This window comes from Chloroflexota bacterium (assembly GCA_026713825.1).
Taxonomy (GTDB): Bacteria; Chloroflexota; Dehalococcoidia; order Lucifugimonadales; family UBA1127; genus UBA1127.
Genome location: JAPONS010000069.1, coordinates 71004 through 90618 on the forward strand (window position 1 = coordinate 71004; position 19615 = coordinate 90618).

Sequence of the window (19615 nt, forward strand, 5' to 3'; positions counted from 1 at the left end):
GGACCGCAATGGCCGATTTTGTGAGCACGGAAGAGATCATCCAACTCGCGCGGCGGCGCGTGCACCAGGGCGTCTGGGACTACCTCGTCGGCGGGTCCGAGTCCGAGACGACGCTGCGGCGCAACCGGCTGGCCTTCGACCGGCTTGCCTTCCGGCCGCGAGTGCTGCGCGACGTGTCGAGCATCGACACCTCGACGACGTTCCTGGGGCACAAGCTGCGCATTCCCGTGGTGCTGGCGCCCGTCGGGTCGCTGCAGGTCTTCGACCCGGAGGGCGGCGTGGCGGCGACGCGGGCCGCGGCGGAGTACGGCATCATGCACGTGCTGAGCTCAGTCACGGCGCCCACGCTGGAGGAGACGGCCAACTGCGTCGACTACCCCAAGATGTTCCAGCTCTACGTTCACGGCGACTGGGCATGGATCGAGGACATCATCGGGCGCGTGGTGGAGGCCGACTACAAGGCGCTCTGCGTCACGGTGGACGTGCAGCACTACAGCCGCCGCGAGCGCGTGATGGTCGAGCGGTGGGTGCAGCCGACGCGGCGCGCGCCGCGCGACCCGTACTACGGCGCGGCGCTGACGTGGGACCTGATGGACCGCATCCGCGACCTGGCGGGGCTGCCCTTCATGATCAAGGGCATCGCGACGGTGGAGGACGCACTGATCGCCGTCGACCACGGCGTGGACGTCATCTGGGTGTCGAACCACGGCGGCCGGCAGCTCGACCACGGGCTCGGCTCCATGGAGGTGCTGCAGGAGATCGTCGAGGCCGTGGACGGCCGCGCCGAGGTCATCGTCGACGGCGGCGTTCTGCGGGGCAGCGACGTGCTGAAGGCGGTTGCGCTGGGCGCGAAGGCCGTCGCCATCGGCAAGCTGCAGGCGTGGGGGCTCTCGGCGGCGGGCAGCGACGGCGTGGTGAACATGCTGCAGATCCTCGAGGACGAGATGCGAAGCGCGATGGGTCTGCTGGGCGTCACGTCGATGGACGAGCTCGGGCCGGAGTTCGTCACCAAGACGGACGCCGTCGTCACCTCGCCTCACGAGATGAGCGCGTGGGTGAACATGCCGTCTGATCGGATAGGGTAGAGCCCACCGGGCGACGTGTCGTTCTAGTGGGCGCGGAAGACGTCACCATCACGGAGGGTCTCGCGGCCGAGCACGTCGAGGACGCGCTGCGGATACTGTTCGGGGCCTTCGCGAAGAAGCTGCACATCGGGTTCCGCGACGCCGACGACTTCGTCCGGCTGTTCCGCGACGGCGTCAACCCGGCGGCCTGCCTCTCGGCCACCGCGTCCGGCGAGTTGCTCGGCATCCTGGGGCTCCAATCGCCCGGCGGGGAGCTCTACGATTTCCGGCCCAAGTCCCTGTTCCTGCGCTTCTCGCCGTGGCGAGCCGTCCTCATCCTCGCCAACATGCTCGTCCTGTACTCGCCGCCGCGGAAGGACGCGCTGGTCGTTGACCAGCTTGCCGTTGCGCCGTCAGCACGCGGCAGGGGCATCGGCACGCTGCTGCTGGAGGCGGCGGAGACGAGGGGGCGCGCGATGGGGATGCCAAAGATGGCCCTCAGCGTAATCTCGGAGAACGAGGGCGCCATCCGCCTGTACGAGCGCATGGGGTACGTGCGGACGCAGGCAATCGGAGGCACGCTGGTGCGCATGGTGGCCAGGTCGGCGGAGGTGTGGCACATGGAGAAGGAGCTGGGGTGATGCCAACCCTGACCGTCATCCGCCGTGAAGGTGCTGTGCGCTTGATTGGCCGATGAATTACAGTTCGACGGTATGATATACTTGCCGTAAACAAGCTGTGAATTGGCCCTTGATGGCTCACCCAACCGGAGGGAATTTGTGAGTGAGGCGCTCCAAGAGGAATTCCAGAACTACCTCGCCTACCAGGCTGATTTCGTGGCTAAGTACGACGGACGCTTCATCGCGCTGAAAGATGGCGTGGTGCTTGGCGACTACGATAGCGCGGGCGAGGCGATGCTTGACCTACGTGACACCCACCCAATTGGCACATACCTCATCCAGAGAGTGTCCCCGGGCGACAAGGACACGAAAGTTTCAATCTATTCTCCTGTGGTGGCCCCATAGCAACGCGACAGGGTCCCCTCAGCTTCACCGTGGAAGGCGATGACCTTCTTAACGTCTTGACGACGCAATGCGGCGTCTCTGCGTACACTCCTAGCTTGTACACGACCCCGTCTGCAATGCCCGACTTCACCGCCCTCTGGGATACCGGAGCCACCATCTGCATGGTGTCTCAAGCGATCGTCGACGCCTGCGGATTGGTGGAGGTTGGGGCTACAGACGTCAGCCATGCAATGGGCACATCCCAGCAAGTTGCGCTCTACTACATCAGCCTTCGTTTGCCCAGTGGCGCCGTGATCGATGAGGTCCGGGCCATCAAGGGCATCTTGCCGGAGGACCTGCATATGGTCATTGGCATGAATGTCATAAACGAGGGTGACTTTGTCATCACCAATCGGAACGGAAGGACTAAGTTTTCCTTTCGCGTGCCCTCGCAAGCCGACATAGACTTTGTGACAGAGGATGCAGCTACAGGCGGTACGCCAACCTAAAGAAGATGTTACCCAGCATTGTGAGCCTGTCGGATTCTATGAGTTCTATCTCGCTGGATTCGGCCTCTCCAATGCTACAATTCCTCCCACCATGCCAACCCTGACCGCCATCCGCCGCGTCGCCAACGCCGCGCTTGACCTGCTGCTGCCGCGCAAGTGCGTGGGGTGCAGGCGCGAGGGCGCGTTCCTGTGCGACCGGTGCATCGCCGAGACGCCGCGGGCCGCCGACACAACCGGCGTCGGGCTGCAGCTGGTGCTGGCGCCGTTCGAGATGAAGGGCGCGGCGCAGAAGGCCGTCCACCGGCTCAAGTACAACGGCGTTCGCGGGCTGGCCGCGCCGATGGGCGCCGCGATGGCGCAGCACCTCCAGCGGCACGGCGTCTCGCCCGACGTCATCGTGCCCGTGCCGCTCCATCGCTCGCGACAGCGCGAGCGCGGCTACAACCAGGCCGAGCTGCTGGCGCGCGAGGTCGGGCGGTGGCTTGAGGCGCCTGTCAACGCGGGGCTGCTGGCGCGCACCGAGAGCGCGGGCCCGCAGGCGCGGTCGGCATCGCGGGAGGAGCGGCAGGCGAACGTCGAGGGGGCGTTCAAGGCGCAGCGCGAGGCCATCGGCAAGTCGATCGTCATCGTGGACGACGTCACCACCACGGGCGCGACGCTGCAGGCGTGCGCGGCGACGCTGCGGCAGGCCGGCGCTCGTCGGACGTGGGGACTGACCTTCGCCCGCGAGATCTAGGAATATCCCCAAGCGCGGTTTGCCCGTTCCCTTGATTACCGAGGCCATCTGTCCATAGAATAGGTATCCCTCTCAGAGGGCGGCTCCGGGCGACCGGGCGCGGCTCCCCGCCGTTGCGCCGGCCAACCCCACACCACACAGGAGGCGCGCGGATGGAGATGCAGATCCAGGCAAGGAACCACCGGCTCTCCCAGGGGACCCGCGACTACCTGACCAGGAAGCTGGAGCGCATTGAGGGCCGAGTCAACCTGCCGATTGACGCCCATGTTGTGGTGTCTGAGGAGCAAACGCGCTCGCAGCAGGACCGCATCCTGGTGGAAGTGACGCTGCGGTGCAACGGCACGCTGCTTCGCGGGCAACGACGCGCCGCGACGGTACACGCCGCAGTCGACGCCCTCGCCGACACCCTCGACCGGCGGGTGGCCCACTTCAAGAGCCGCGCATACCGCAGCGAGGCGGCCCATCGCCACGGCGACATCCACAGCATCCGCGAGCTCGAGGCGCCGCCCGTCGACGAGCCCGACGAGGACGAGCCGGAGGAGTTTGAGCTGGGCCGCGTGGTGCGCTCCAAGCGCTTCGCCATGAAGCCGATGTCCGTGGAGGAGGCGGTAGTGGAGATGGAGCTGCTGGAACACGCCTTCTACCTCTTCCACAACGCGGCCACGGGCGCCCACAACGTCCTCTACCGCCGCAACGACGGCGACTACGGCCTCATCGAGCCGGTGGAGGCGTAGGGGCTACGCCCGCCTGCGCCGGCTGCGCACCAGCAGGACCACGCCTATTGCGGCCACAAGCCCGCCAATTGCCGCCACGTAAGCCATCGCCCACCCGGGGAGCGACGCGCCGCCGGTGGCAGGAGCAGCCTCGGGACCGGTCAGCGTGTAGGCGATGCGCGCGTAGTAGATGGCGGTAAGTCCCTCGAAGCCGGAGTCCGTACCCACAATGAGCCAGACGCGGCCGTTGCCGTCCGTCTCGACGCTGAGGGGCTGTCCCGCGTTGTCCAAAGTCTTGAGCCGGTACTCGCTGCCCGTAACCTCGCTGTGAGCGACGTTGCCGATGACCACCATGTCGGCGCCGCCCTGACTCTGGTTCCCCTTGTCGATGTTCATGCGCAGGTGGCGGTTGTCGCCCTCCGCCGCCGTCGGCTCGACTGTCGACGCGCCCGCCTTCACGAAGACGCTCTCGCCGGGAGCCCCGCCGATGCCGAAGACACCGGCCTGAACGTTGGTTGCCAGGTCAATAGTCACCGACACGTCATAGGTGGTGTTCGGCTGCAGGCCGTCCACCTGCCGCTTCAGGTACATGAAGAGGTCGTCGCTGCGGTTATGGCCCTGCATGAACATGCCGCTGCTCTGGTGGAGCCCGTCCGGCAGCGCCCGGTGACCCGAATCGAGCTCGAAAGTCTGCTGGTCGTGGTCGACGGGCAGGTCGGCGAAGCCCGCCGTCCACCCCTCGGCATCGCTGTCGAACAGATACGTGAACTCGGCCTCATTCGCGCCCTGCGCCAGCGCAGTCGAGGCTCCCGGCATTATGGCCGCAGCCAGAAGTATGGCGGCTGAGACCAATATGGCTGACAAGAGGACTCGATGCATCGATCGCATGTCGTCTCTACTTTCTCCCAAATTCCCGGTCCAGATTGCCCGCGCTCAGGTGGAGCATTGTGGGGCGGCCGTGGGGGCAGGTGTGCGGCTGCTGCGTGCGCTCGAGCAGGCGCACCAGCTCGACCATCTCCTCGCGGTTGAGCGTCTGCCCTGCGCGGACGGAACCGTGGCAGGCGACCGTCGCGGCGATGCGGTCCTCCCACGTCGAGAACTCGGCGGCGACCGCCGCGGCCTCCAGCATGTCCAGGAACGCCTTGGCCGGGTCGCGGCTTGCCAGCACGGCGGGCACGCCCCGCAGCAGGCATGTCCGGTCGCCGAAGGGTTCCAGCAGCCAGCCGTACTGCGCCAGCTCGCCGGGGTGGTCGTGCACCGTCTCCTCGTGCGACGGCGAGAGGGCGACGGCCGCCGGCTCCAGCAGCCCCTGCACCTCCGGCGCGGCGCGGACCGCGGCGTTCCGCAGCCGCTCGTAGACGACGCACTCGTGCGCCGCGTGCTGGTCGATGAGGTAGAGGCCGTCGGGCCCCTCCGCGACGATGTACGTCTCCTGGGTCTGGCCCAGCACCCGCAGCGCGGGCAGCGCGGCCATCATCGAGACCGGCGCCTGCTCCCGTTGCGGCGGCTGGGCTACGCCTGACGCCGCGTCCGGCGCGAGCGTAACGGTCGACGGCGCGTCCGCCTCCGGCATGCTCGGCAGGCCGAACTGCGCCTGTGGGGGCGCTTCCGGCGCCCACGGCGACGCCTCGGGTTCACGGGGCGCGGTAGTTAGACGCCCGAACGCTGTCGGCGCGCCCACTGTGCCGGACACGATCTCCGGCACCGGCGTGACGGCGATGACCGTCTCGCGCACGGCCTTCTGCAGCGCGCTGAACACGTCGCCCTCGCGGCGGAAGCGCACCTCTGCCTTCGTCGGGTGGACGTTCACGTCGACGTCCTGCGGCGGCACGTCGAGCAGCAGCACGGCGACGGGGAAGCGGTCGGCGGGCAGGATCCCGCGGTAGGCCTCGGTGACGGCGAAGGTGAGCGAGCGGTGCTGCACGGGCCGCCGGTTCACGAAGAGCGTGATGCCGCTGCGGTTGGCGCGCGTCGACTCCGGCGGGCTGACGAGGCCCGCCACGCCGATGTCGTTCGTCGCGGGCGCGTCGACCTCGATGAACGCCTGCGCGGCCTCGCGGCCGTAGACGGCCGACGCGGCCTCGCGCAGCTCGCCGTTGCCCGGCGACGTGAAGGCCGTCCGGCCATCGGCGACGAGGGTGAAGCGCACGCCGGGGTAGGCGAGGGCGTAGTTGGTCATGACGCCGTTGCCGCGGCTCAGCTCCGAGCGGGGCGACCGCAGGAACTTCTTTCGGGCCGGCACCTGCTCGAAGAGCTCTTCGACGGAGACCGTCGTGCCGACGGGCCCGCCACGCGGCTCCTGCCGCAGGATGCGCCCGTTCGCGGCCTCGACGTAGGTGGCGGCGTCGCTGTCGGGCGTGCGCGTCAGCACGGACACCTCGGCGACGGCGGCCAGCGAGTAGAGCGCCTCGCCGCGGAAGCCGAGGGTCTCGATGCTCTGCAGGTCATCGACGTCGGTGAGCTTGCTGGTGGCGTGGCGCTGGAAGAGGCTGGCCACGTCGGCGGCCGGGATGCCGCCGCCGTTGTCGGCGACGCGCACCCCGTTGAGGCCGCCCGCCGTCACCTCGACGCGCACGGAGGTTGCGCCGGCGTCGAGGGCGTTCTCGACGAGCTCCTTCACGGCGGAGGCGGGCCGCTCGACCACCTCACCGGCGGCGATGCGCGCGGCAACCTCGTGGGGCAGCACTCGGATGGGCATGGCGTCAGTGTACCACTGGGGGGAGGGCAGGCTACCTACGCGAAGCGCTAGTCCTGACCGGACGCTTCGCCTTCATCGGGCGCGTCCTCATGCAGGACGGGCGCCCCCGCCGCGTCCAGCAGCGGCGCATCGGCCTGCGACGCGGCATTCCACTGGCGGCAGAAGTAGACGATGAGATCGCGGCCCAGGGCGGTCAGCGGCGGGCCGAGGATGACGCCCCACAGCCCGAAGAAGTGGCTGCCGATGGTGATCACAAGGATGACGGCGATGGGGTGCAGGTTCAGCGTCTCGGCCTGGATGCGCGGCACCAGCAGGGTGTTTTCCAGGAGCTGGACAGCCAAGTAGAGCAGGATGACCCAGACGACCTTGTCCGGCTCCGTCGCGAGGGTCACGAGGACGCCGACTCCGCCGCCAATCCACGGGCCGATGATGGGCACCAGCTCGGTGAGGCCCGCGACGACGCCCAGCACCACGGCAAACGGGACGTCCAGCGCCAGCAGCCCAATGGTCACGATGGCCCCAACCACCACGCCGAGGGTGAGCTGCCCCCGGATGTAGCCGCCCAGCGTGCGGTCCGCCATGTCGATCAGGTCGCGCAGGTAGGGGTGCATGGAGGCGGGAAAGGGGGCGCGCAAGGACTGCACAATGACCCCGCCGTCCTTCATCAGGTAGAAGACCAGCACGGGGGCGGTCGCCAGTGCAAGGATGAAGGCAAAGGAGCCGGTGATGATGCCCAGGGTCTGCTCGACCACGCTCCAGGCAGCGCTGCCGACGATGTCCCCCACATTCGCCAGCGCCTCCTCGATCTGGTCCCGCGCATCCTGGGAGATGACGTCAACGTATTCTTCGACCCATCCCTCGATCGTCACGCGGGCGCCCTGGAGGAACTCGGGGAAGCCCTCGGCGAACTGCCGCCCCTGGTCGACTGTCGGGGGGATGACGGCGAGGAAGACACTCACGAGGACCGCCAGGGCCGCGAGGAAGATGATCCCGACGGCGGAGGTCCGCGCGAGGCCCGGGCGGCCGTGCCGCCAGGGCAGCCGCCGCTCGATGAACCGGGCCACCGGCAGCAGCACGTAGGCGATGACGATGCTGATGCCCAGCGGCAGCAGCACCGACCCCAGCACGTACACCAACGCCAGCGCCAGCAGCAGCACGGCGGCAAACGCCGCCAGGTGCGCGCGTTCCCGTGACAGGTGAAATGGCATGGCTGGCTCCCTATCCTCGCATCGTTGGGGTTCGGGCAGGCACAGGGTACCCGATTGCAGGGGCGTTGTGGTGAGGGTAGGCTGGAGTCGCGTTGCATTGTACGCCGAGGGCGCGACAGGTCCAGAGACTCTCACGAGGGGTTTTGCGGTTGTCACGCGGACCTGCTCTCAATGCAATCGGAGACCGCCGAGGTTTCTTGCGTTATAATCACTAACTCACTACAATATTCCTGACGCCCCCTTTCCAGAGCAACCCGAGACGAAGGAGACGCGACATGGTCGTAGACCGCCAGGACAAGTATCGAGCAATGGTGGTCCGGGGCAAGTACCAGAGGCTGTACACGTACCTGAGCAGTCTTCAGGCCCAGGAGTGGAGGACCTCCTTCAACGAGGTCGAGGCGGTCATCGGATTCGAGCTGCCTCCGTCCGCACGGCTGCACCGGCCCTGGTGGGGAAATCAGAGGGGCGGCAGCGGCCACAGCCACGCCCTCGCCTGGAGCGTCGCCGGATGGGAGGCGGCGGAGGTGGATATGGAAGCCGAGACGCTGCTGTTCCGGCGAACGGATCCCAAGCCGGTACCCAGGCTTCCCCTTGACGAAGCATGGCCCGTCCATCCCACCGCGGTGTGGCCGGAAAGCTTGAGTCTCAGGAGAGAGGACCTCTACGAGGGGAGGGGTTAGGCCAGCCATGTTCATAGACACCAACGTGCTGGTAAAGTCTCGTGTCCCCGGCGCGCCGGACCACAACGCGGCCAGGGCGAGCCTGGAACGCGCTTTTCGAGACCCTGAACCGCTCAGGATCAGTCGCCAGGTGATACGCGAGTACCTGTCGGTGGTCACGCGCCCGCAGACGTGGCCGGTGGCTATCACTCGCGAGGAAGCTCTCGACGACGTGAGCAGGCTGATTGGCAGCTTCGAGATACTTGAAGACGGCCCCGTGGTGACCGAGCTGCTGGTGGCCCTGTGCCGAGAGGTTCCCGCAGGGGGGCAGCAGATTCACGACGCCAACATCGTTGCGACCATGCTCGCGCGTGGAGAGCGCAGGCTCCTCACGTTCAACACAGCAGACTTTCGGCGTTACGGAGACCGCATAGAGTTGGTGGGAGGCTAGCGAGCACAGGTTGAATGGCATCGCTCCCTATCCTCGCATGGTTGCCGTTCGGGCAGGGGACAGAGTACCCGTTTGCGGGGGCATTGTGGTGGGGGGCCTGAGCGCTTGACAACGATCTGTGGTCTGGCTACTTTCTGGCAGGATTGAAGCCGATAACGGGCGCTTGACACAGGCGGAGAAGGCAAAGACGCTACCACATGCCCCTTTTGTGACACACCCGTTGTCTGCGTGTGCGTAACGCCACAGCAGGCTGCACCTGCCTAAGTCACGTAACGCTCAGGCAGTCAGCACTATCGGACTGGCACAGGCAACTAGAGAGACTGAATGCCGCTGGGCATCCCAGTCCGACGCCCCTTCATTGGGGCGTTTCAGGGGAAGGAGATGGTCTTTGGCAGAAGAACTCTGGCGCACTGACAACCCTTGCACAGGCACACAGAGTTATTTGCACGACACAAACTGGGGTTCCCACACACGGAAGAGGCCGGAGATCAGAGGTCGTTTGCGGGAGGTCCAAGAAACCGTAAAGGACCCGGATTTTGCGCTCCGTGACGAGCAGGGAGTAGTATTCAAGTACCGAATGGGCTTCGGACAAGGCAAGCTGGCAAGGCTCTGGCTTCTCGTCATTGAGGAAGCGGACCAGCGAGGAGCCCACTACGTCAAGAGCGCCTACTTCACGTCCGACATAAGGGACTACGAGGCCCTCTGCATTAGAAGGATACCGGCGATTGGGTGACGACATGAGCATGGAGCATGCGTTTGACAGGCTGAAGAAGTCTGCAAAGGACGACGCGGAGGCATTGGCCGCCCGCTTCCTGCAAGTGAATGCGGACATGACGGGCATGATCGAGCGCGCGGGCATCCTCATCGAGTATGAGCGCGAGCGTGACCACCTCTACATGACACTGGGCGAGCCGCGTGAGGGAATGGCGCTCACCGTGGGCCATCTGGTTGTCCTTGCTGACCCGGAGACGTTGGAGTTCATCGGCTTTGAGATCCCCGACTTCAAGAAGGCAGTCGAGACCGATGCCCTCAAGGAGTGGGCGCGCATCTTGCCCTTCATCGAATGGCAGCCAGTCGTGCACATTCCGCCCGCAGCACACAACGACGAGGTGACATTTCCTCGGGAAATCGCCGAGGGAGTACAGCGAGAGTTGGTCCACGTCTAGTCGCCACATCCCCCACCCCCGTTGACACACCCCTCCCCTCGCGGTACGCTTGACCCCTAACAACTGCATACGCCCCGGGGGGAGCTTGGATAGGCCAGGCTGAGAGGTCCCGTTTGCTTGGGACGACCCCGAGAACCTGATCTGGGTAATGCCAGCGTAGGGACGTGGCCCTTCTGCTTACGTTTTAACCGCCCGGACAGGGCGGTTCTTTTTGTTTTCCGGGCTCTTCGCCCGGAGGACGCCGGGGCGGAGGGAGATGGCAATGGCAAGGAATCTGGCGCTCCTGACCCTGGCGCTGCTGCTGGTCCTCGCGATGGCGGCGTGCGGCGATGACGACGCCGGCACGCCGACGGAACCCACCAGGCCGGTGTCCCAGCCCGCGCCGACGGCTGCGCCCGCACCCACCGCGGCGCCCGCGCCGACGCCCATCCCGCCGGACGCGAACAACGAGCTCGTCATCATGAGCCATGACAGCTTCAACATCGGCGAGGACGTCATCGCGGCCTTCGAGGCGGCGAACGACGCCACCGTCGTGCTGCTGCCCGCCGGCGACACGGGCCTCGCGCTGAACCGCGCCATCCTGGAGAAGGGCAACCCCTCGGCGGACCTCTTCTACGGCGTCGACAACACCTACCTCGGCCGCGCGCTCGCCGAGGGCATCTTCGTGCCCTACGAGTCGCCCGGCCTCGCCAACGTGCCGGAGCAGTTCATCATGGACCCATCCTTCCACGTCACGCCCATCGACTACGGCTACGTCAACCTGAACTACGACAAGGCGTTCCTCGAGGCCGAGGGACTGCAGCCGCCCTCAAGCCTGGAGGAGCTGACCGAGTCGCAGTGGAAGGGCAGTCTGGTCGTCGAGAACCCCGCGACCTCGTCGCCCGGGCTCGCCTTCCTCATCGCGACGGTGTCGTACTTCGGCGAGGACGACGACTACGACTACCTCGACTACTGGGCGGACCTGCGCGCCAACGATGTGGCGATTACCGACGGCTGGAGCGACGCCTACTACACCAACTTCACCAAGTACGGCGGGGACCAGCCGCTGGTGGTGAGCTACGCCACCAGCCCGGCGGCGGAGTTCTTCTTCTCAGAGACGCCGCTGGATGACGCGCCCACGGGGAACATCCTGCTCGACCGCTCCGTGTTCCTCCAGATCGAGGGCATGGGCGTGCTGCTGGGCGCCGACAGCCCCAACCTTGCCCGCAAGTTCATCGACTTTGCGCTGGACTTGCAGTTCCAGGAGGATTTCCCGGACAAGATGTTCGTGTACCCTGTGAACCGGAACGCGACGCTGCCGGACTTCTGGCGCTTCGCGGAGGAGCCGGCGGTGCCCGCGGACATCGGCCCGGCCGAGATCGGCGAGAAGCGGGAAGCGTGGATAGAGGCGTGGACGCAAGTCATGCTGCGGTAGCCGGGGCTGAACGGGGCGGGCGGCCATGACCGCACGGCTTGCGCTGCTTGCCCCGCTCGCCTACTTGGCGATCTTCTTCATCTACCCGCTCGGGGCCATATTCGAGCGCGCCTTCATCCAGGGCGAGGGGGGCTTCGCGGGCTTCGGCACGCTGCTGGGCGACTCCTACTACTTGGGGCGCATCTGGTTCACGACGTGGCAGGCGGCGGCCTCGACCGCCCTGACGCTGGCGGTGGGGCTGCCGATGGCCTACCTCTTCGCGCGGCACGACTTCCCCGGCAAGTCGCTGCTGAAGGCCGTGTCGACGCTCCCCTTCATCATGCCGACCATCGTCGTCGCGATGGGGTTCGTCGCGCTGCTGGGCCGCGAGGGGCTGGCGAACACGCTGCTGATGGCCGTCTTCCCCTTTGACGACCCGCCCATCCGGCTGGCCAACTCCATCTGGATCATCCTGCTGGCCCACGCCTTCTACAACTACGCCATCTTCGTGCGCATCGTCTCGGCGTTCTGGAGCAACGTCGCGCCGCAGCTTGAGGAGAGCGCGGCGATGCTGGGCGCGGGGCGCGTGCGCACCTTCCGGCACGTCACCCTGCCGGTGCTGCTGCCGGCGATCGCCTCCTCGGCGGCGCTGGCCTTCGCCTTCTGCTTCACCTCCTTCGGCGTCGTGCTGGTGCTGGGCGGGCCGCAGTTCGCCACGCTGGAGGTCGCCGTGTACGAGCTGACGGCCAAGCTGCTGCGGCTCGAACTGGCGGCGGCGCTGGCCATCATCCAGATGGTGTTCACCTACCTGTTCCTGCTGGCGTACACGCGGTTGCAGGCGAGCTCTGCCGTGCCGCTGAACCTTGCCCCGCAGGAGGCGACAGCCCGCAGGCCCAAGCGCGCCATCGACGTGGTCTTCGTCGTCGCGCTGGTGGCGCTGCTGCTGGTGGTGCTCTCGCCGCTGTGGGCGCTGGTGGAGCGCGCGCTGAGCACCGCCGACGGCTACTCGCTCCGGTACTTCGGGAGCCTGCTGGAGGACGTCCGGGGCGACATCTTCTACCTGCCGCTGCAGAACATCGTCGGCAACTCGCTGCGCTTTGGCGTCGCCGCGACGGCCATCGCCCTTACGATAGGCGCGGCGGCTGCGTATTACATCAGCCGACCGGGCCGCCGCGGGGCGAGCGCCGCCGACGCCCTGCTGATGATGCCGCTGGGCGTGTCGGCGGTCATCATGGGCTTTGGCTTCCTCGTCGCCTTCAACCGTGACCCCATCGACCTGCGGGCCACGTCCATCATCCTGATCATCGCGCACACGCTGGTGGCCTACCCCTTCGTGATACGCAGCGTCCTGCCCGCCATGCGGGGGATGCCGCAGAACCTGCGGGAGGCGGCGTCGGTCATGGGGGCGTCGCCGGCGCAAGGATTCTTCCACGTCGAGCTGCCCATCCTGACGCCGGCGCTCATCGTGGGAGCGACCTTCGCATTCGCGGTGTCGATGGGCGAATTCGGGGCGTCGCTGTTGCTGGTGCGCCCGGAGTCGACGACGATGCCGGTGGCCATCTTCCGGATGATTGCGCAGCCGGGCGCCGAGAACCTTGGGCGCGCGCTGGCAATGAGCACGGTGCTCATGCTGGTGGTGGCGGCCGTCTTCGCGGCGATTGAGCGGTTCCGATACCGAAGCGCGGGGGGCTTCTGATGGCGTTGCTGGAGGTCACCAACGTCTCCAAGCAGTACGGCGAGGGCTTCACCGTGAAGCGCGTCTCGCTGACGGCGGAGCGCGGCGACATCGTCTGCCTGCTGGGCCCGAGCGGGTGCGGCAAGACGACGATGCTGCGGCTCATCGCCGGGCTGGAGTCGCCGGACGAGGGCGACATCACCTTCGATGGGCGCGTGCTCAACCGGGTGCCGCCGCGCAACCGTGGCTTCGGCCTCATGTTCCAGGACCTCGCGCTGTTCCCGCACATGGACGTCGCCGGCAACGTCAGCTTCGGCCTGCGGATGCAGGGGCAGGCGCAGGACCAGGTGTCAGCGCGGGTGAATGCGCTGCTGCGGCTCGTTGGGCTGGACGACTTCCAGAAGCGCAAGGTGCACGAGCTCTCGGGCGGCGAGCGGCAGCGGGTCGCGCTGGTCCGCTCGCTGGCGGCGGAGCCGCAGCTGCTCATGCTGGACGAGCCCCTCGGCGCGCTGGACCGCGCGCTGCGGGAGTCGTTGCAGGTGCAGGTGCGCGGCATCCTGAAGGCGCTGGGGCAGACGGCCATCTACGTGACCCACGACCGCGACGAGGCATTCGCCATGGCCGACACCATGGTCATCATGGAGCAGGGCGAGGTGGTGCAGGCGGGCACGCCGGAGGAGCTCTACACGGCGCCGCAGAGCGAGCTGGTCGCGCGTTCCATGGGCATCCGCAACGTGATCTACGGGCAGCGGGCGGGCCAGACCGAGGGCGTGACGCACGTGCAGACCAGCATGGGACTGCTGTCGGGCGGCGTGCAGGGCGGCGGCGAGCTCCGCCCCGCGGCCGACGTCCTCGCCTTCATCGACGAGCGGCGCATCACGGTTGGCGCGCAGGCGTCGGCGGACACAGGCGACACGCCGGGCCGCAACCTGCTCGAGGGGAAGGTGGAGAGCCGCCGCTTCCATGCGGGCGAGCTGGAGTTGGTCGTCACTGTGGGCGGCGGCGTCCTCGTCTGTCTGCTGAAGCCGGGCGACGGCGTCCCCGCGGCGGGCGACAACGTCGCCGTCGCCTTCCCCCATGACGCCGTCCGCATCGTCGCACAGGAGCCGCGGAGCATCGTGTCGGCGACAGACGCGCTGGAGTAGGGGGTCCCCCTACTCCAGGTGCACCACCTCTATGTCGCCCCACGCCCTCTGCAGGTGCTCGGCCACCAGGCGGCGGTGGCAGCGCTCCGGCGAGTGCTCGCTGCACAGCAGCACCGCGTTGGCGAGCGCCTCCCGGTCGACCGTCTCGGCGACGCGGCGCTCCCTCATGAGGGCGAGGAACTCCCGCTCATACGTCGGCCAGTGGCGATGGACTTTACGGAGCCCGTCGAGGATGGGCCGCGTTGGGGCGAGCTGGGGCATGTGGACATAGTCCATGCCGCAGAGCTCACGGAGGAAGAAGGCGAGATCGTCCTGCTTGGCGAAGCCGGAAAGCTGGCCGCCGGGGTTGAGGCGCACGTCGACGAGCCGCCGAGCGCCGGACTCCCGCAGCAGCGCAAAGAACGCGCTGGCGGGCTTCTTGGTGAAGCCGATGGTGTAGAGGTTCACGGGGTCTCCCTGATCGCAAGCGAGGAGGCAGCCCCACTGTCCTTGTAGGCAACCTTCCTTACCCGGCGGGACAGCGCATCTGCCACGATGTCCGCCCTTGAACGGAACATGTCACCGGAAGGATAGAGACCCAAGCTGCCCTCTCGCCGGTCCTCTTCAACAAGGCGGTCCATTGCAGCTTCATGGTCTTCGATACCGCCGTCGGCAAGGATGTGCCGGACAGCTACGCCACGTTCGGCAAGAGCGCGCGCCAAAAGAAGTGTCCGGTGGCAGTCCAAGGGCTCCTTCTCCGAGCACATGAGCGCCACGCAGCCCTGCTCCGACAGGTGCATGACGGCGCGAATGCCGTCATCAAAGGCGTCTGTCTCCGCAACCCGGTCATACAACACGCGCCCGGCCTCGTCATAGCAAGAGCGGTTGGCGGGGCGTCCGCCCAGCTCGCCGCCGAGGAACACGTAGTCAATGCTGTTGGTTTCCAAAGCGTCGCGGAGGGCGTCGTGGTTGAAGTGGGGGGTGTAGCGGCTGTACGGCGCGGTGCGGACGTCCGCAACCGTGGTGACGCCATGCGTTTGCAGCAAAGCCGTGAAATCGGCCAAAGCGTGATTGGAGTGACCGATGGTCAACACGGGAAACTCAGTTGCGCCTTCCATGGCGGTCCTCCTCCGGGAGTAATGACGGCGGCGATGAGAGGAGAAAGGCCCATTACGGCTTACGTACTCGAAACACTAATCCTTGAAGAGGTAATCCTGATAGTGTAATGAAACACTTCGTTCAAAAACTCTTCCCACTTGGGTCCGTTCCCGGACAGGTCATCAAGCATGAAGGTCTTGTTGACCTTCAATTCGGCCAAGCGTCTCTCCATCTCCGCTGTGACTATCCCCGCAACCAACATATTGACGCAGTTGGTGGGAGTAGCCTCAAAGCTCTTTTGCACCGCGCCGAGCCGTTCCAAGGCCCCGGCAGGATCCTTGCCGCCCTTGATCTCGATGGTAGCTACCACCACGGGTTGCCCGTTGACCAACTGCCGAAACTCAATGTCCGGCTCTGAGCCATAGCGCATTGCATAGTTATCCGGCAGTTGAAACTGGGTTCCCTCAGCGTTACTGCCCAATATGAGTTTCTCCGTCTCCAACCACTCCTTGATGCGCCGCTTGACCAACTGCTCGGCGTCTTGCCCGATGAGGTTGCGGATAGTGCCGTCGAGTCCAATCCCCATGTTCGCGAGGATGTTCCGGTACCCATTCTCAAGCGTCCAGCCGGTCGAGCCTTCAATAATGGAAGAGATCACAGCGTTGTACAGGCGGGCAACCTTCATTGCCCTTTCAGCGTTGACCTTTGCCTTGATTTTTCGGTTGGGGTCTTCCCAGGTCGTCACGTTTGCGGCTAATGGCGCGACCCGTTTTTGCGACAAGAGCGCGATGCCACGGTAATACTCAGACAAGCGCGGGTGTTCAATGAGCAAATCTGGGTGGGCGAACACGGACTTAGGATCAAAGCTGGACGCCGCAACGTGAGCCCAAGCGGCCCGACTGATCATCAGGTCATCCAAGCGGGAAAAGTCCAGCGGAGCGGCGAACGTGCCTATCAACTCTCTCAGTTGTATATCACTCCGCTGTTTGATTCTCTCAGCCATGACGGCAGAGCGCCGCACCGCATCATCCAGGTTAGTCATTGTCCCTCACCCACCAGTACACACACTTCCGCAACTCTCGTCTTCCGAAACGGCCCATCTGTTGACTCGAGTTCCCTTTGCCGCGGGGCAACACCCAAATCTGCTTGCAAGTAAAGCCGCATTGTTCAGCGTAGTCCGACAAGATAAGGTCGACCGGCACCTCTTCCCCGTGGTACTGGACATTGTCATTGACCATGACCACGGTGCCGCCCGGCTTGACGACCCGCCCCAATTCCGCCACAACAAGGGCCATCTCCAAGAAGTATCCTTCCAGCAGTCGGATGACGTGTGCGTTGCTTAGCTCTCGGACGCAACCCCTGAGTGTCGCGAGCACTTCCTGCAACGCTCCTTCATTCTCAAACATATTGATGGCATGTCCGAGTAAGTCAGAGGGACCATAAGCACTCTCTAGCCAAGACCTCTTGGATTTATTCTCCACCGTGGCAGACAACATCCTCTGCCGCAGTGCGCTGAAGTCCTCATGTGTAAATCCAAGCCACGCTAGTTCTAGGGCATAGGTCCGGGTGTAGTCATAGCGGTTGGCGTACGGCGGCGACGTGATGACCATGTCGAAGGAACCTTCCGGCAGTGTGGGAAGAAACTCAAGGCAGGAGCCGGAAAGCAATCGCGGCGTTCCCTTGCCGTATTCCGCCTTCAAGCTTTGAAGGTCGTCCAGCATTTGGCCCAATCGGGATTCCAGGGCCGATTGGAATGGCAAGATCGCTCCCTTGTTCACGTGGGCGCGCAATGCGCGCCCGGACCGGAAGTCCCAACGCAGATACTGCCCGTCCTTGCGGGTGTAGCTGACATCCTCCAAAACGCTCATGCACGCGAGGTTCAAGAGAGTTCGCATACCCCAATCGTCCACCGAACCCACGAACCGGCGTGCTTTGGCCAGCAGCGGCTCCGTCTCCTTGGGGAACGCTGACTCGGTGATGGGGACGTGACGAAAGCCGTATTCACCCGGCGCATCGTCACCGTGTTCCACGTGTGCAATGAGCGCCTTGGCCATGCGCGCGAACGCATCGGGGTCCAGCCCATTGGCGGCGTAGGCGATACCCCGCGCGACCTCTATTCCCAGCGGGAGGATCTCTATGCCGGTGCCCGCCCGCCCTTGCCCCGCCGCGACCAAGGGGGCGGTGCCTATGCCCGCGAAGGGGTCCAGCACGGCCTCCGGCCGGAACTCTCCAATGAGGTCACCCACCAGCTTCCTGGAGAAGCCTTCCTTATACTTCAACCACCGGAAGCCGGGCGTCTGCCGGTTCCCCTGATACGAGACCACCTTGCGCGCGAGGGAAGGGTCAACGGTGAGCCGGTCCTGAAAGCGGCGGTGCAGCGCACGGCGCTCATTCGCACTGCCGCCGTTGGGAGACTCTATCGAAACCGCTTCTAGAACCGAGGTCATACCTTACCTACATTCTGCATAGTCGGGCGCTGCGCTATTGCCGATGGCGATGATCGGTTGCAGGCGCCTTTCAGCCTATCGATAGCCCAATAATAGAATATATATTCTATTTCTTGTTGCTCGCTGTCAACCACCCCTACCCCCCCCGACGCCCGCCACGGCTCACGCTCACTTGAGAATGTCCGCCACGCTTTCCTGCAGGTTGTCTCTCGTGAGGACGCCAACGATCTTCTTGCGGTAGTGCCCGTCGTCCTCGTAGAAGGCGATGGTAGGTATTGCATCGATCTCGTGGGTGGACGCCACCGACGCGTCTGCTGTGTAGCCCGCGGGGAAGGTTGCGCCAGACTCGGCAAGCAGGCTTTGGGCATCCTCGGAGTCGCCCTCGCGGGTGGCGGGGCCCATGTCGACGGCCAACACAGTGAGCTTGCCCTCGTGCTCCGCAGCCGTGGCCTGCAGCAGCCGCAACTCGCCCAAGCACTGCTCGCATTGCCCGTTGAAGTAGTAGACAACCAAGGGCGCCTCGGCCTTCGCATCGTCGAACTCCACCTGCCCACTGTCAAACACGCCGCCGCCCTGGTACATCGTGATGGGGTAGCTGGGCGCGTCAGGCCCTACGCTGGCGCCAAATCCGCCGATCTCGATCTCGCAGGCACCCGTGGTCAACAACAGCAGGGCCAGTACAAGCCCTGCTGCCCGTCTGGGCATGAGCATGATGAAGGTTCCTCCTATTGAGTTTGGTCAATGACAACGTTGGAGCCCGACGTCTTCGCCCCCTACCCCTCCGACTCCCGCCACAGCTCGCGGCCCGTCGTCAGCGCGAGGACTGTGTACAACGCGTCCACCAGCGGGAAGTAGACCGTGTGGGAGATGGCGGCGTTGCCCGTCTCGCTGTTCGGGTTCAGGGTCCAGAACCACTCCCAGAAAAAGAGCATGGTCAGCGCGATGGCGCCGTAGAAGACGAGGCTGCCGGCCAGGTCGCTCCGGTCGCTGGCGTCCTGCCGGCGCTTGCACAGGTAGTTCGCCACAAGGACCGCCAGCACGCCGGGAACCATGAAGTAGTTCAGGACCTCCCAGAGCGGATAGCTATCGGACCCGTCATGGATGAGCGGCGTGATGATCAGGAGCACGGCGACGGCCAGCGCCGTAAGCATGAGGTAGACCGCCACCGCCTTGTTCAGTATTGCCATAGCAATCCCACCTCTATCATCCCGCACATTTCAACATCGCTTTTGTTGTATCACAGGCAGGTGCGCGAATACAGGTCTTTCTGGCTATCCCCACGCCCGCTTTGCCGTCTCCGCCACCAGCCGCAGCTTGGCGTTCTGCTCGTCGATGGTGAGGTTGTTGCCGACAAACGACGTGCCGAAGCCGCACTGCGGGCTCAGCGCGAGCAGCTCGCGTGGGAAGTGCCGCGCCGCCTCGTCGATGCGGGCGAGCAGGTCCTCCTGCCGCTCCAACACGCCCGACTTCGTCGTCACCAGTCCGAGCACAACGACCTTGTCGTCCGGCACGCCGCGCAGCGGCTCGAAGCCGCCGGAGCGGGCGCCGTCGTACTCCAGCAGCAGCCGCTGGGCGCTCACCCGCCGCAGCACCGTGTCCACCATCGAGGCGTACCCGCCCTCCGCCAGCCCCCGGCTGCCCTGATTGCCCCTGCCCCGGGGGGAGCCGAA

At 65.6% G+C, this 19615-nt stretch carries 23 protein-coding genes and 1 riboswitch; of the genes, 13 read left to right on the top strand and 10 right to left on the bottom strand.

The features are described 5' to 3' along the window. Positions 1 to 8 precede the first annotated feature (8 nt). The 6 genes from OXC99_08710 to raiA all read left to right on the top strand — a co-directional run bounded on the left by OXC99_08710 (position 9) and on the right by raiA (position 4047). Positions 9 to 1085 carry an alpha-hydroxy acid oxidase gene (locus tag OXC99_08710; protein ID MCY4625063.1) on the top strand — a complete coding sequence of 359 codons (1077 nt, stop codon included), beginning with the start codon at positions 9 to 11 and terminating at the stop codon, positions 1083 to 1085. A gap of 26 nt (positions 1086 to 1111) precedes the next feature. Then, positions 1112 to 1705 carry a GNAT family N-acetyltransferase gene (locus OXC99_08715; protein ID MCY4625064.1) on the top strand — a complete coding sequence of 198 codons (594 nt, stop codon included), beginning with the start codon at positions 1112 to 1114 and terminating at the stop codon, positions 1703 to 1705. Positions 1706 to 1843: 138 nt separating this feature from the next. Then, positions 1844 to 2089: a hypothetical protein gene (locus tag OXC99_08720; GenBank protein MCY4625065.1), complete on the top strand. Its 246-nt coding sequence runs from the start codon at positions 1844 to 1846 to the stop codon at positions 2087 to 2089. Positions 2090 to 2205: 116 nt separating this feature from the next. Then, a complete protein-coding gene (locus OXC99_08725; GenBank protein MCY4625066.1) occupies positions 2206 to 2577 on the top strand; it encodes a hypothetical protein in 372 nt (123 codons plus the stop codon). Positions 2578 to 2668: 91 nt separating this feature from the next. Next, entirely contained in the window at positions 2669 to 3313 is a 645-nt protein-coding gene (locus OXC99_08730; GenBank protein MCY4625067.1) for a ComF family protein, read from the top strand. Positions 3314 to 3465: 152 nt separating this feature from the next. Next, complete coding sequence (gene raiA / locus OXC99_08735) at positions 3466 to 4047, top strand: ribosome-associated translation inhibitor RaiA (protein ID MCY4625068.1); 582 nt, start codon at positions 3466 to 3468, stop codon at positions 4045 to 4047. Between the two features lie 3 nt (positions 4048 to 4050). Here the strand turns inward: raiA and OXC99_08740 are convergent, their stop codons facing one another. From OXC99_08740 to OXC99_08750, 3 genes are all read right to left on the bottom strand, one after another. Next, positions 4051 to 4842 (bottom strand): PEP-CTERM sorting domain-containing protein, encoded by a 792-nt coding sequence (locus OXC99_08740; GenBank protein MCY4625069.1) that lies wholly within the window; start codon positions 4840 to 4842, stop codon positions 4051 to 4053. A 79-nt stretch (positions 4843 to 4921) separates the two neighbouring features. After that, positions 4922 to 6724 (bottom strand): DNA mismatch repair endonuclease MutL, encoded by a 1803-nt coding sequence (gene mutL, locus OXC99_08745; protein MCY4625070.1) that lies wholly within the window; start codon positions 6722 to 6724, stop codon positions 4922 to 4924. A 47-nt stretch (positions 6725 to 6771) separates the two neighbouring features. Then, positions 6772 to 7932, bottom strand: coding sequence for an AI-2E family transporter (locus OXC99_08750; protein ID MCY4625071.1), 1161 nt, complete (start codon positions 7930 to 7932; stop codon positions 6772 to 6774). Between the two features lie 275 nt (positions 7933 to 8207). Between OXC99_08750 and OXC99_08755 the strand changes: the two genes are divergently transcribed. The 7 genes from OXC99_08755 to OXC99_08785 all read left to right on the top strand — a co-directional run bounded on the left by OXC99_08755 (position 8208) and on the right by OXC99_08785 (position 14421). Beyond that, a complete protein-coding gene (locus OXC99_08755; protein ID MCY4625072.1) occupies positions 8208 to 8612 on the top strand; it encodes a hypothetical protein in 405 nt (134 codons plus the stop codon). 7 nt (positions 8613 to 8619) lie between these two features. Then, entirely contained in the window at positions 8620 to 9042 is a 423-nt protein-coding gene (locus tag OXC99_08760) for a PIN domain-containing protein (protein MCY4625073.1), read from the top strand. A 388-nt stretch (positions 9043 to 9430) separates the two neighbouring features. Further along, on the top strand, positions 9431 to 9775 hold the full coding sequence (locus OXC99_08765) for a hypothetical protein (GenBank protein MCY4625074.1): 345 nt from the start codon (positions 9431 to 9433) through the stop codon (positions 9773 to 9775). Between the two features lie 4 nt (positions 9776 to 9779). Further along, positions 9780 to 10208, top strand: a complete 429-nt coding sequence (locus tag OXC99_08770; protein ID MCY4625075.1) for a hypothetical protein — start codon at positions 9780 to 9782, stop codon at positions 10206 to 10208. Positions 10209 to 10275: 67 nt separating this feature from the next. Further along, positions 10276 to 10388, top strand: a riboswitch (TPP riboswitch). 82 nt (positions 10389 to 10470) lie between these two features. Continuing rightward, a complete protein-coding gene (locus OXC99_08775; GenBank protein ID MCY4625076.1) occupies positions 10471 to 11622 on the top strand; it encodes a thiamine ABC transporter substrate-binding protein in 1152 nt (383 codons plus the stop codon). A 25-nt stretch (positions 11623 to 11647) separates the two neighbouring features. Next, on the top strand, positions 11648 to 13297 hold the full coding sequence (locus OXC99_08780) for an iron ABC transporter permease (GenBank protein MCY4625077.1): 1650 nt from the start codon (positions 11648 to 11650) through the stop codon (positions 13295 to 13297). Next, entirely contained in the window at positions 13297 to 14421 is a 1125-nt protein-coding gene (locus OXC99_08785; GenBank protein MCY4625078.1) for an ABC transporter ATP-binding protein, read from the top strand. The genes OXC99_08780 and OXC99_08785 overlap by 1 nt, the downstream gene beginning before the upstream one ends. 9 nt (positions 14422 to 14430) lie before the next feature. Here the strand turns inward: OXC99_08785 and OXC99_08790 are convergent, their stop codons facing one another. From OXC99_08790 to OXC99_08820, 7 genes are all read right to left on the bottom strand, one after another. Then, positions 14431 to 14868, bottom strand: coding sequence for a DUF488 domain-containing protein (locus tag OXC99_08790; protein MCY4625079.1), 438 nt, complete (start codon positions 14866 to 14868; stop codon positions 14431 to 14433). Beyond that, on the bottom strand, positions 14865 to 15518 hold the full coding sequence (locus tag OXC99_08795) for a DUF488 domain-containing protein (GenBank protein MCY4625080.1): 654 nt from the start codon (positions 15516 to 15518) through the stop codon (positions 14865 to 14867). Before OXC99_08795 ends, OXC99_08790 begins: the two co-directional genes overlap by 4 nt. A 59-nt stretch (positions 15519 to 15577) precedes the next feature. After that, the gene (locus OXC99_08800; GenBank protein MCY4625081.1) at positions 15578 to 16540 is read right to left on the bottom strand and encodes an XcyI family restriction endonuclease; all 963 of its coding nucleotides are present in this window, start codon (positions 16538 to 16540) and stop codon (positions 15578 to 15580) included. Further along, complete coding sequence (locus tag OXC99_08805) at positions 16533 to 17945, bottom strand: hypothetical protein (GenBank protein MCY4625082.1); 1413 nt, start codon at positions 17943 to 17945, stop codon at positions 16533 to 16535. Before OXC99_08805 ends, OXC99_08800 begins: the two co-directional genes overlap by 8 nt. A 168-nt stretch (positions 17946 to 18113) precedes the next feature. Further along, the gene (locus OXC99_08810; GenBank protein MCY4625083.1) at positions 18114 to 18656 is read right to left on the bottom strand and encodes a hypothetical protein; all 543 of its coding nucleotides are present in this window, start codon (positions 18654 to 18656) and stop codon (positions 18114 to 18116) included. Between the two features lie 62 nt (positions 18657 to 18718). Continuing rightward, entirely contained in the window at positions 18719 to 19132 is a 414-nt protein-coding gene (locus OXC99_08815; protein MCY4625084.1) for a hypothetical protein, read from the bottom strand. An 84-nt stretch (positions 19133 to 19216) separates the two neighbouring features. Then, on the bottom strand, positions 19217 to 19615 hold a 399-nt coding region (locus OXC99_08820), incomplete at its 5' end, for a methionine synthase (protein ID MCY4625085.1).